Here is an 11,697-nt window from a genome sequence, read left to right on the forward strand (position 1 = left end):
GCGGTCGCGGTCGCGGTCCCGGTCACGGTCCCGGTCGTGGTCGCGGTCCTTGTGGTCGCGGTCCTTGTGGTCGCGGTCGCGGTCACGGTCCCGGTCGTAGTCCCGGTCCTTGTGGTCGCGGTCGCGGTCCCGGTCGTAGTCCCGGTCCTTGTGGTCGCGGTCCCGGTCGCGGTCCCGGTCGTAGTCCCGGTCCTTGTGGTCGCGGTCGCGGTCCCGGTCGTAGTCCCGGTCCTTGTGGTCGCGGTCACGGTCGCGGTCACGGTCCCGGTCCCGGTCCCGGTCCCGGTCGCGGTCGTGGTCGCGGTCCTTGTCGTCGCCGTAGCCGTTGTGGTCCCGGTCCGGGCCCTGGCCGCCCGTGGCGAAGCCGCCACCCTGGCCGTTCCAGTCCTTGCCGTTGTGGTCCTTGTCCTTGTCGTCCTTGCCGTTGTGGTCCTTGTCCTTGTCGTCCTTGCCCTTGTGGTCCTTGTCCTTGTCGTCCTTGCCCTTGTGGTCCTTGTCCTTGTCGTCCTTGCCGTTGTAGTCCTTGCCGTTGTAGTCCTTGTCGTCCTTGTCGTTGTAGTCCTTGTCGTTGTAGTCCTTGCCGTTGTAGTCCTTGTAGTCCTTGTCGTTGTAGTCCTTGCGGTCCCCGCGCCGGTCGTTGTCGACCCGCTTCAGATCGACCTTGCCGGTGACCTTCGACCAGACGTAGGCGTGCTCCTGCTTGTCCTCGCAGACCTGGAGGAACTTGACCTTGTCGCCGGGCTCGACGATCTTCGGCTTGGCGTAGACCTTGCCGTCCCGGTCCCTGCCGTCGTGGTGGCCGTCCGCGAACGCGATCCCCGGCGTGAAAACCAGGAGGGACGCGCCACCGAGGGCGGCACCCGCTACGACCTTCCCGAGCATCTTCTTAGCCATGACCTGCGTCACTCCATCCCTGTTGTCCTGAGCCCGACGACAGTCGAGCTATGGCCAACGTTAGACCGTTTCGCGAGCTATCCGAGGAAAGATTCGCGTTTTAGCGTTTGCGGGTGATCGGCGCGGAAGGGGTGCTAGATGGCTTCTGTGCGGCTTGCGCTGTCGCGGTGTCCTTGTCGCCCCGCCGCGCCCTCCGGGTGGTGCCCGACCGTGACCGGTGTACGTCCGGGTTTCCCGGGTGGACGACAGGCATCGAACCATTGCCATGGAAGCGCTCCCATGCGAGAATCGCTGCACGCGGTTCGGGGAGCCACACCGCACCGGCAGATGTCGAGGGCAACCGGTCCGACCGGGCGGCGTCTGCGCCCGACCACCCCGAACGGGGTCGGTCAGCTCACCACCACCACCGCCCGTCCGTCCTGGACGGGCAGACCCCGAGACATCCCCCGTTGGCACCGAGGTCGTCCGTTCCGGGCGCCCGCCGGGCCATTTCGCCGGGCCGTACGCGGACCCGGTCTCGCCCAAGGAGTTCAGTGGTATGAATCTGTGGAGAAGTCTGTCCGGCCGGCGCCGGGCGCTCGCCCTCACCGGTGCGAGCGCCCTGGTGGTGGGCGGGCTGGTGGCCATTCCGGTCACCGCGGCGCAGGCCGCGACCCAGTGCAGCGTCGACTACACCACCAGCGACTGGCCGGGTGGTTTCACCGCCACCGTCGTCATCAGGAACGTCGGTGACCCGGTGAGTTCCTGGAACCTCGGCTTCACCTTCCCTGACGGTGGTCAGAAGGTGCAGCAGGGCTGGTCGGCGAAGTGGTCGCAGACCGGCCAGAACGTGACCGCGACCAACGAGTCCTGGAACGGTGCGCTGGGCACCGGAGCAAGCACCAGCATCGGCTTCAACGGGGCCTGGAGCGGCAGCAACCCGAAGCCGACCTCGTTCACCCTGAACGGCGTCGTCTGCAACGGCGGCAACCCGACCCCGACGCCGACCAACCCGACCCCGACGCCGACCAACCCCACCCCGACGCCCCCCACACCGGGGCAGAAGGTGGACAACCCGTACGTCGGGGTGAAGGGGTACGTGAACCCGGAGTGGAAGGCCAAGGCGGACGCCGAGCCCGGCGGTAGCCGGGTCTCGAACAATCCGACCGCCGTCTGGTTGGACCGGATCGCCGCCATCAACGGCACCCCGGACAGCAGCTCCAACGGCGCCTTCGGGGTGCGTGACCACCTGAACGAGGCGCTCAAGCAGGGGGCCGGCTACATCCAGTTCGTGATCTACAACCTGCCGGGCCGGGACTGCGCCGCCCTCGCCTCCAACGGCGAGCTGGGCCCGGACGAGCTGCCCCGCTACAAGGCCGAGTACATCGACCCGATCGCCGCGATCCAGGCCGACCCGAAGTACGCCAGCCTGCGGATCATCAACATCATCGAGATCGACTCGCTGCCCAACCTGGTGACCAACACCTCCGGTCAGCCCGGCGGCACGGCCATGTGTGACACGGTCAAGGCCAACGGCGCGTACGTGAACGGGGTCGGCTACGCCCTGGCCAAGCTGGGCGCGATCGGCAACGTCTACAACTACATCGACGCCGCGCACCACGGCTGGATCGGCTGGGACAGCAACTTCGGCCCGACCGCCGACATGCTGAAGAGCGCGGCCGTCGCCTCCGGCAGCACGGTGAAGAACGTGCACGGCTTCATCGTCAACACCGCGAACTACTCCGCGCTTCGGGAGCCGTACATCAAGATCACCGACACGGTGAACGGCCAGACTGTCCGCCAATCGAAGTGGATCGACTGGAACCAGTACGTCGACGAGCTGTCGTTCGCCCAGGCGTTCCGCAACAAGCTGGTCTCGGTCGGCTTCGAGCCGGGCATCGGCATGCTGATCGACACCTCCCGCAACGGCTGGGGCGGCGCCGCCCGGCCCACCGGCCCGGGTGCTCTCACCAGCGTCGACACCTACGTCAACGGTGGCCGCGTCGACCGTCGGATCCACGCCGGCAACTGGTGCAACCAGGCCGGCGCGGGCCTCGGCGAGCGGCCGAAGGCCGCGCCGGAGCCGGGCATCGACGCGTACGTCTGGGTCAAGCCCCCGGGCGAGTCGGACGGCTCCAGCAAGCTCATCCCGAACACCGAGGGCAAGGGCTTCGACCGGATGTGCGACCCGACCTACACCGGCAACGCCCGCAACGGCAACAGCATGACCGGTGCCCTGCCGAACGCGCCGATCTCCGGCGCCTGGTTCTCCGCCCAGTTCCAGGAGCTCATGCGGAACGCCTACCCGGCGCTGTAGGACAGCGACGGTGGGACGGCACGCCCACCTGCCGCGGCAGGAGTGAGGCACTGCCGCGGCGGGTTCCCCGGGCCCCCGACCATTGGCCGGTACGACGGTCAGGGCACCGTACGCTCGATCGCCGCCGGGCCCATCTCGGCCAGGTCACGCCGGGCCCGCTCGATGTTCTTCGGCGACAGGTCCTGCCCTCGGGCCTTCACCAGGTCCTCCGGCTCCCACGGCTGCTCGGCCCCGGTGCGGATGTTGTCCCCACCGGCACCGGTGCCCGTGCCGGTGGCGCCGGTGCCCGCCGCGTACGGGTCGCCGATCAGTTCCTCCGTCGGCGTGCCGCCGGGCTGCTCCCCGGGTGCGGTGAAGGACGGGTTGTCCGGATCGGCGCCGCCGCCGGTGGCGAGCTGCGGCACGGTGCTCTCGTCGTCCACCGCCGCCGCCACCTCCGGGCTCTCCTCCAGCGGCCGGCCGCGGTTCGGGTCACGATCCGTCATGGCGTTGCCCTCCTGTCCCCGACGTTCTGCGATTTCGCGTACCCCGTCGGGCCCGGCCCATGCCGCTGCGGCTCACGCCTTCCGGGCCTCCTCCTCGGTGGGCGGCTCGGCCGGACGGATCCACTGCCAGGCCAGCATGAGCAGCCCGAAGGCGAACATCCCCAGGCCGGCCCAGAGGTTGATCCGGACGCCCTGCGCCTTCTCGAGGTCCGCCGCCGAGTCGAAGAGACCGACGAGCCCGACGATCACCCCGTACACGACGAAGAGCCCACCGATGACCCGGCGGATGTCGAACAACCGGGCGGCCGCCGAGGCGCGGCGCTCCCGTTCGGTCTCCTCGACCAGCGGGTCGTGCGCCCGCTCGCTGTGGTGCTCCATGTGGTCAGCCTCCTTCTGGTCTGCGTCCGGCTCAGAAGACCGGGATGTAGAGGAGTACGGAGAGGACCAGGGCGATCGCGCCGAGCAGCACGGGGGAGCGCCACCAGACCGCGTCCCCGGCCAGCACGTCGCCCTTGAGGTCCACCCCGCCCATGCCGTACACCAGCCCGGTCAGCTCCTCGTCCCGCTTGGGCCGGGTGAGCGGGGTGACGATCAGGGCCACCACGGCGACCGTGACGAACGCGATGCCGGCCCCCCAGAAGCTCTCCTCCAGGTCGGAGTTGAAGTGGACGATCCCGCCCTTGTAGAGCAGGTAGGTCGCCAGCGCCGCCAGCGTGCCCGACAGCAGCGACCAGAAACCGGCCAGGGGGCTCATCCGCTTCCAGAACATGCCGATGATGAAGGTCGCGAAGAGCGGCGCGTTGAACAGCGAGAAGAGCGTCTGGATGTAGTTCATGATGTTGCTGAAGCCGGCGGCGATGAACGCCGTGCCGATGCCGACCACCACGCCGAGCACCGTGGCGAGCCGCCCGATCCGCAGGTAGTACTCGTCCGAGCGGTCCCGGCGCACGTACGCCTGCCAGATGTCGTACGTGAAGACGGTGTTGAAGCCGCTGACGTTGGCCGCCATGCCGGCCATGAACGAGGCGACCAGGCCGGTCACCGCGATCCCGAGCACCCCGTTGGGCAGCAGGTCGCGCATCAGCAGCGGGATCGCGTTGTTGTAGACCAGGTCGCCCTCCTCGGCGCCCAGCCCCTTCACCGTCGCCAGCGCGATCAGGCCGGGGATCACGGTGACCGCCGGGATGAGCAGCTTCGGGTACGCGGCGATGATCGGCGTACGTCGGGCGGCGCTCATGTTCCGCGCCGACAGGGCCCGCTGCACCTCGGCGAAGTTGGTGGTCCAGTAGCCGAAGGAGAGCACGAAGCCGAGCCCGAAGACGATGCCCAGCCAGTGCGCGCCGAGCGGGTTGTCGGTGCTGCCGGTGCCCTCCCAGGCGTGCAGGCCGGCCTCGCCGAGTTCCGAGTCGCGGACCGCGTCCATCAGGCCGGACACGCCGCCGACCTTGACCAGCCCGAGCACGGTGATCGGCACCAGCCCGGCCACGATCACGAAGAACTGGAGCACCTCGTTGTAGATCGCGCCGGAGAGCCCACCGACGGTGATGTACGCCAGCACGATCGCCGCGCCCACCACGATCGCGAACCAGAGCGGCCAGCCGAGCAGCGCCTGCATGATCAGCGCCAGCGCGTACAGGTTGACCCCGGCGATGAGCACCTGCGCCAGGGCGAAGCTGATCGCGTTGAGCAGGTGGGTGGGGCGGTTGAAGCGCAGCCGGAGGTATTCGGGGACGCTGCGGACCCGGGAGCCGTAGTAGAAGGGCATCATCACGATGCCCAGGAAGACCATCGCCGGGACGGCGCCGATCCAGTAGTAGTGAACGGTCATCATGCCGTACTGGGCGCCGTTGGCGGCCATCCCGATGATCTCGAGCGCGCCGAGGTTCGCCGAGACGAAGGCCAGGCCGGTCACCCAGGCCGGCAGGGACCGCCCGGAGAGGAAGAAGTCGACGCTGGTTTTGATCGCCCGGCGGGCGGCGAAGCCGACCCCGAGCACGGTGACGAAGTAGAGCGCCAGGATTCCGTAATCCAGCGCGTTCATGTTGAGTCGAAGACCGTCGCCGCCCATCCCGTACCCTTCATCGAGAGCCTTGCGTGGGCGCGCTACTACCCCTGGCCGCCGAATTTCATGCTGTGACGCGCGACGCCCCGGCCACCACGGTGGCCGGGGCGTCGCGGGGCAGGTCAGCGGCCCAGTACGCGGTCCAGGAAGTCGCGGTACTGCCGGACGGCCACCCGTAGCTGTTCGGTGTCGGCGGAACCGGCGTCCTGCCAGCCGCCCAGCTTCGCCTTCTGCGCGGCGAGCGCCGAGGAGAGCGCCTGGATGGCCTCCTCGACCAGCGACTGGGCCTCGCCGGCGGCCGCCCGCGGGTCGTCGACGAACCGGAGTTGGACGTCGCGCCACCGGTCCCGGAAGCTCTGCGCGGTGTCGTCGTCGAAGAGCGTCGCCGCGTGGGCCGGCACGGGAGCGCCGGCCGACAGGCCCGCCGCCCCGACGCCGGCCGCGGCCGCGGTGGCGCCACCCCCGGGGGCCTCGGCGTCCGGGTCGACCATCGTCGGGGTGGCGCTGCCGTACCCGGCGGCGCCGGCCACCACCGCCTCGTCGTCCCGCCGTACCGTCGCCGACCGGTCCTGGCGGTCGTGGCCCAGGCCGGCGGCGTGCTCCGACGCCCAGCGCTGCCGGTCGTGGATCCGGTCCGCCGCCGTCGGGTCGGCCCGCTCGTCGTCGAAGGGCCCGGTCCGCCCCGGGGCGCCGTCCCCGGGCGCCACGGTGTCCTCGCCCCGGGCGTCCCGTTCGTCCTCGGGTCGCCCGCTGGCCAGGGCCGACGCGGCGACCGCGTCGCCCACCGAGGCCGCCCCGAAGGTGGTCGGCAGCGGCGCCGGCTCGTGGAACTCGGGTCCGCGGTCACCGCCGCGCCGCGCGTCGCCCCGGTCGGCGTCCCGGACGTCGTACGGGCGGGTGTCGTCGGCCGCCCGGGGGTCGTCGAAGGTGCCCCGGTCGTCGAGGACGTCCTCGGGTACGTCGGCGCGCCCGTCCCGGTCGGTCCGCGACGCCTCGTCGGCGGGCGGCGGGACGGCCACCGGCGCGGACCGGACGACCTCCGGTCGGTCGTTGTTGACCTGCTCTTCCTGGCGCATGGTGGCGGTCTCCTCAACGGCTCGTGACGTCGTGCGAACTGTCCGGGCGGCGCTGCTCCGGCCGGTGCCCGACCGGCTCCTCGCCGAGCAGGTCGGCGAAGAGGGCGCGGTAGTGGACGACGGCCTGGCGGAGCTCCTCGGTGCTGGCCTCGCCCCGGTCGGTGCGCAGCCGGATCTCGTGCGCATCCCGGTAGTTGGTGAGGGTGCGGGCGTGGTCGACGGAGAGGTGGGCGATCTGGTCGGAGAAGTCCCCGGTGGGGTAGCCGCGCTCGGCGATCAGCCGACTGACCAGTTCGTCGGCGTCGCTGACGGTCTCGGCGGGGGAATCGATGAAGCGGACCTGGAGCTCCTCCCAGGCGGCCGCGTAGCGGGCCCGTGCCTCGGGGGCGAGCGGGGTGAGTTCGAGTTCCGCGTGCCGGCGTTCCCGGTCACGCAGCTCCCGCTCGGCGTCGGCGCGGCTCTCCCGCTCGGCGACGACCCGGTCGTACTCGGGGCCGAAGCGCTGCTTGAGCGCGCGCCGACGGCCGGCCACGACGGCCAGGGCGACCAGCGCCGCGACGACCAGTACGACGAGAACCAGAACGACTATCTGCGTGGGCGACATGGCTCCTCCTTCGCCACCGGTATTCCCTCCGTCCACTGATCGCCAATCCCGATCCCACCGACTTTCCTGGTCCGTTCCGGTACCCGGGATCCGGCTGGGCATGGCGGGGGTGCCCGGGCGACCGCCCGAAGAAAACTTGACTCGTTCCAGAAAGCCCGCTTGAGTGGGGTGGTGGTTGGGGGCGATCACGACACCCGATGCCAGCACCGATCAGGAGGAGAGCGATGAGCGACCGGGCCGACAAGCCGATCCTCACCACCCGTCAGGGTCATCCGGTGCCCAACAACCAGCAGCAGCGGACGGTCGGTTCCCGCGGCCCGGCCACGCTGGAGAACTACCACTTCCTGGAGAAGATCAGCCACTTCGACCGGGAGCGGATCCCGGAGCGGGTGGTGCACGCCCGCGGCTTCGTCGCGCACGGCGAGTTCGAGGCGTACGGGACGATCGGATCCGGGGACCAGGCCGTGCCGGCGTCCGAATTCACGAGGGCCAAGCTCTTCCAGACCAGGGGCGAGAAGACTCCGGTGTCCGTTCGCTTCTCCACCGTCATCGGCGGCCGGGACTCCTCCGAGGCGGCCCGCGACCCGCGCGGCTTCGCGGTCAAGTTCCGCACCGAGGACGGCAACTGGGACCTGGTCGGCAACAACCTGCCGGTCTTCTTCATCCGGGACGCGATCAAGTTCCCGGACGTGATCCATGCGCTGAAGCCGGACCCGGTCACGCACCGCCAGGAGCCGAACCGGATCTTCGACTTCATGTCGAACACGCCGGAGTCGATGCACATGCTGACCTGGCTGTTCAGCCCGCGCGGCATCCCGGCCAACTACCGCACCCAGGACGGCTTCGGGGTGAACACCTACCGGATGGTCAACGCCGCCGGCGAGGGTGTGCTCGTCAAGTACCACTGGAAGTCGCGGCAGGGCGTCGAGTCGCTGACCGAGGAGCAGGCCGCCGCCATCCAGGCCACCGAGCTGGGGCACGCCTCGAAGGACTGCTACGAGGCGATCGAGGGCGGCGAGTATCCGCAGTGGGAGCTCAACGTCCAGATCATGAGCGACGACGAGCACCCCGAGCTGGACTTCGACCCGCTCGACGACACCAAGACCTGGCCGGAGGACGCCTTCCCGCTGCGCCCGGTCGGCCTGATGACGCTCAACCGCAACGTCACCAACTTCCACAACGAGAACGAGCAGATCGCCTTCGGCGCCGGTGTGCTGGTGGACGGGCTGGACTTCTCCGACGACAAGATGCTCGTCGGCCGGACGTTCTCCTACTCGGACACCCAGCGCTACCGGGTCGGTCCGAACTACCTCCAACTGCCGGTCAACGCGCCGCGGGAGGACGTCCGGGTCAGCACCAACCAGGACGGCGGCCAGATGTCGTACGGCGTGGACGACCGGGGCGGCAACCCGCACATCAACTTCGAGCCGTCCTCCGTCGCCGGGCTCCGGGAGGCCGACGAGTCCTACCGGGAGTACCGACCGTTCGTCTCCGGGCAGGTCGTGCGCGCGCCGATCGAGCGGCAGAACAACTACGGCCAGGCCGGTGAGCGCTTCCGCACCATGCCGGACTGGGAGCGCGACGACCTGGTCAACAACATGGTCAACGTGCTGGGCCAGTGCGACAGGCACATCCGGGAGAAGATGGTCTGGCACTTCAGCCAGTGCGACGAGGGCTACGGCCGTCGGGTCGCCGAGGGGCTCGGCCTCTCCGCCCGGGGCTGACCAGCCGTACCCGAACGCCCCGCCGGCCCGACCCGGCCGGGCGATCGGTCTGTCCCGGATCCGACTTGATCCACAGTAGTTGGCGATAGACGGACGGTAGTGCTCCGGCGCGGGATTACGTATCCTGCCCAAGGTGCCCGCGCCGGTGCCCCCGGCCCCGAGGTCGGGCGCTGCCCGGCCGGTGCCGGCGCCGCCGCTGCCACCCCTTCCGGGCGAGGACTCATGAAGACGCGCGACTGGCCGATCCGCGCCAAGCTGACCGCCCTGGTCGTCACCCCGGTGGCCGCCCTGCTGGCACTCTGGATCTTCGCCACCACGCTCACCTTCGGTCCGGCGCTGGACCTGCTCTCCGCGCGGACTCTCCTCTACGACCTCGGGCGCCCGGGCGAGCGGGTGGTCGCCGAACTCCAACGGGAACGCCGGATCTCCGTGGTCCGGCTCGCCGGGGCGGCCGTCCAGCCCGCCCTGGTCGAGCAGCGGCGGCGCACCGACGCGGCGGTCGCCGAGCTGCGCCGCCGTCTCGGCGGCGAGCGGCTGCGCGACGCGGCCGGCGATCTGCTCGACGCCCGGCTCGACAACCTGCTCTCCGCCCTGGACGCGCTCCCCGCCGGCCGCGGCTTCATCGACCGCCGGGAGGTCGACCGGGCCGGCGCGATCGGGCTCTACACCGGCATGGTCACCTCGGCCTTCCAGACCTTCTCGGCGATGGCCACCCTGCCCGATGAGCAACTCAACCGGGAGGCGCTCGCCCTCACCGCGCTCGGCCGCTCCCGTGAGCTGCTCAACCAGAGCGACGCGCTGCTGGCCGGGGCGTTCACCGCCGGGCGGTACGCCGAGGACGAGCACCAGCGGCTGGTCCAGACCATCGGCAACGAGCGGTTCCTCACCGAGTTGGCGGTGGCCGACCTGCCCGCCGCGGACCGCAGCGCCTATCAGCGCCTGACCGAGGGCGAGGAGTTCGTCCGACTGCGCACCATGCAGGAGCGGCTGCTGCGGGCCGACCCGTCCGGCCGGCCCCCGATCGACGCCCGGGCCTGGCAGGCCAGCCACGACGCCGTCCAACAGCGGCTGCGGGACTTCGAGCTGAGCGAGGCCGACGGGCTGACCGACCGCACCGTGCCGGTGGCGGTGGGGGTCCTGGTCCGGCTCGGCGTCGCCGGGCTCCTCGGGCTGCTCGCGGTCGTGGTCTCGGTGCTGGTCGCGGTCCGGGTCGGGCGTACCCTGGCCCGCCGGCTGACCGGGGTGCGGACGGCGGCGCTGGAGATGGCCGAGCAGCGCCTGCCCGACGTGGTGGCCCGGCTGCGCCGCGGCGAGGCGGTGGACGTCGCCCGCGAGGCCCCGCCGCTGGAGTACGGCCGTGACGAGATCGGCGAGGTCGGACGGGCCTTCAACGAGGTACGCCGCACGGCGGTCCAGGCGGCGGTCGACGAGGTGACCCTGCGGCGCGGCCTCAACGAGGTCTTCCTCAACCTCGCCCGACGCAGCCAGGGGCTGGTGCACCGGCAGTTGGCCCTGCTGGACCGGATGGAGCGCCGGAGCGAGGACCCGGACGAGCTGGCCGAGCTGTTCCAGGTCGACCACCTGGCGACCCGGCTGCGACGGCACGCCGAGGACCTGGTCATCCTCGCGGGGGCGGCCCCGGGCCGGGGCTGGCGGCAACCGGTCGCCGTGCTGGACGTGGTGCGGGGGGCGGTCTCCGAGGTGGAGGCGTACCACCGGGTGGAGATCGGCGCGCTGCCGCCGGCCGGCGTGGCCGGTCGCGGGGTCGCCGACGTCATCCACCTGCTCGCCGAGCTGATCGAGAACGCCACCACCTTCTCGCCGCCGGAGACCCGGGTCGAGATCACCGGCGAGCCGACCCCCGAGGGGTACCTCGTGCACGTCACCGACCACGGCCTGGGCATGTCCGCCCCGGCGATCGAGGAGGCCAACCGGCGGCTGGCCCGGGCGCCGGAGTTCGACCCGGCCGACAGCGCCCGGCTCGGCCACTTCGTGGTGGCCCGGCTCGCCGCCCGGCACGACGTCCGGGTCACCCTCCGCGCCGGGCCGACCGGCGGCACGACCGCCGTCGTCCTGGTCCCGGCCGACCTGGTCACCGCCGAGCCGCAGCCGGCCGCCCCCGACCCGGCGCAGCGGGGGTCGGTGACCCGGCTGGCCACCCTGCCCCGACCCCGGACCACCCGCACCACCCGGGAGCGGGCCGATCAGACGGTGCTGCCGTTCGCGTCCGCCCGGGCCGCCGCGGCGGAGCCCCCCGACGGCGACGGGCTGCCCCGCCGGGTCCGCCGGCGGGGACCCACCGCCCGCCCCCGCCCGCAGGCCGGCGAGGCCGCGACGGCCCGCTCACCCGAGGAGGTACGCCGGCAGATGGCCGCACTCCAGGCCGGCACCGCCCGGGGCCGGCGCGAGGGCGCGGTGGTCCGGCCGGTGCCGTCCGGGCCGGCCGACACCCCGGCCCCCGGCGGCGCCCGCCCAGAGGGGCGGGACGTGCCCACGCCACCCCCGCCACCGGGTGACCCGGTGGCGGCCCCCCGATCCCCCGACCGCGACTGAGAG

General features: G+C 71.5%; 8 protein-coding genes and 1 pseudogene. 3 read left to right on the plus strand and 6 right to left on the minus strand.

Annotated features, from left to right (window positions below):
- Positions 1-894, minus strand: a pseudogene (locus tag V6U79_RS12540) (hypothetical protein); the annotation flags it as partial.
- A 538-nt stretch (positions 895-1,432) separates the two neighbouring features.
- Between V6U79_RS12540 and V6U79_RS12545 the strand changes: the two are divergent.
- On the plus strand, positions 1,433-3,190 hold the full coding sequence (locus V6U79_RS12545; RefSeq protein ID WP_334614754.1) for a glycoside hydrolase family 6 protein: 1,758 nt from the start codon (positions 1,433-1,435) through the stop codon (positions 3,188-3,190).
- 98 nt (positions 3,191-3,288) lie between these two features.
- Here V6U79_RS12545 and V6U79_RS12550 read toward each other — a convergent pair whose 3' ends face one another.
- The 5 genes from V6U79_RS12550 to V6U79_RS12570 form a co-directional block, all read right to left on the minus strand.
- Positions 3,289-3,675 carry a hypothetical protein gene (locus tag V6U79_RS12550; protein ID WP_334526537.1) on the minus strand — a complete coding sequence of 129 codons (387 nt, stop codon included), beginning with the start codon at positions 3,673-3,675 and terminating at the stop codon, positions 3,289-3,291.
- A 72-nt stretch (positions 3,676-3,747) separates the two neighbouring features.
- Complete coding sequence (locus V6U79_RS12555; protein ID WP_334614755.1) at positions 3,748-4,053, minus strand: hypothetical protein; 306 nt, start codon at positions 4,051-4,053, stop codon at positions 3,748-3,750.
- Positions 4,054-4,084: 31 nt separating this feature from the next.
- Positions 4,085-5,743: a sodium:solute symporter family protein gene (locus tag V6U79_RS12560; RefSeq protein WP_334526542.1), complete on the minus strand. Its 1,659-nt coding sequence runs from the start codon at positions 5,741-5,743 to the stop codon at positions 4,085-4,087.
- 116 nt (positions 5,744-5,859) lie between these two features.
- The gene (locus tag V6U79_RS29790) at positions 5,860-6,813 is read right to left on the minus strand and encodes a hypothetical protein (protein ID WP_442933768.1); all 954 of its coding nucleotides are present in this window, start codon (positions 6,811-6,813) and stop codon (positions 5,860-5,862) included.
- A gap of 13 nt (positions 6,814-6,826) precedes the next feature.
- Positions 6,827-7,417: a hypothetical protein gene (locus tag V6U79_RS12570; RefSeq protein WP_334526545.1), complete on the minus strand. Its 591-nt coding sequence runs from the start codon at positions 7,415-7,417 to the stop codon at positions 6,827-6,829.
- 224 nt (positions 7,418-7,641) lie between these two features.
- Here V6U79_RS12570 and V6U79_RS12575 point away from each other — a divergent pair, with 224 nt between their 5' ends.
- Positions 7,642-9,141, plus strand: a complete 1,500-nt coding sequence (locus tag V6U79_RS12575; protein ID WP_334614756.1) for a catalase — start codon at positions 7,642-7,644, stop codon at positions 9,139-9,141.
- Positions 9,142-9,363: 222 nt separating this feature from the next.
- Positions 9,364-11,694, plus strand: a complete 2,331-nt coding sequence (locus tag V6U79_RS12580; RefSeq protein ID WP_334614757.1) for a sensor histidine kinase — start codon at positions 9,364-9,366, stop codon at positions 11,692-11,694.
- Positions 11,695-11,697 lie beyond the last annotated feature (3 nt).

Origin of the sequence: Micromonospora psammae, from assembly GCF_036902725.1 — a bacterium.
Lineage (GTDB): Bacteria > Actinomycetota > Actinomycetes > Mycobacteriales > Micromonosporaceae > Micromonospora.

Excerpts from the sequence above, each read along its gene's own strand:
- V6U79_RS12580 (WP_334614757.1), top strand. The coding sequence starts at position 9,364 with ATGAAGACGCGCGACTGGCCGATCCGCGCCAAGCTGACCGCCCTGGTC.
- V6U79_RS12555 (WP_334614755.1), bottom strand. The coding sequence starts at position 4,053 with ATGGAGCACCACAGCGAGCGGGCGCACGACCCGCTGGTCGAGGAGACC.
- V6U79_RS12570 (WP_334526545.1), bottom strand. The coding sequence starts at position 7,417 with ATGTCGCCCACGCAGATAGTCGTTCTGGTTCTCGTCGTACTGGTCGTC.
- V6U79_RS12545 (WP_334614754.1), top strand. The coding sequence starts at position 1,433 with ATGAATCTGTGGAGAAGTCTGTCCGGCCGGCGCCGGGCGCTCGCCCTC.
- V6U79_RS12575 (WP_334614756.1), top strand. The coding sequence starts at position 7,642 with ATGAGCGACCGGGCCGACAAGCCGATCCTCACCACCCGTCAGGGTCAT.
- V6U79_RS29790 (WP_442933768.1), bottom strand. The coding sequence starts at position 6,813 with ATGCGCCAGGAAGAGCAGGTCAACAACGACCGACCGGAGGTCGTCCGG.
- V6U79_RS12560 (WP_334526542.1), bottom strand. The coding sequence starts at position 5,743 with ATGGGCGGCGACGGTCTTCGACTCAACATGAACGCGCTGGATTACGGA.
- V6U79_RS12550 (WP_334526537.1), bottom strand. The coding sequence starts at position 3,675 with ATGACGGATCGTGACCCGAACCGCGGCCGGCCGCTGGAGGAGAGCCCG.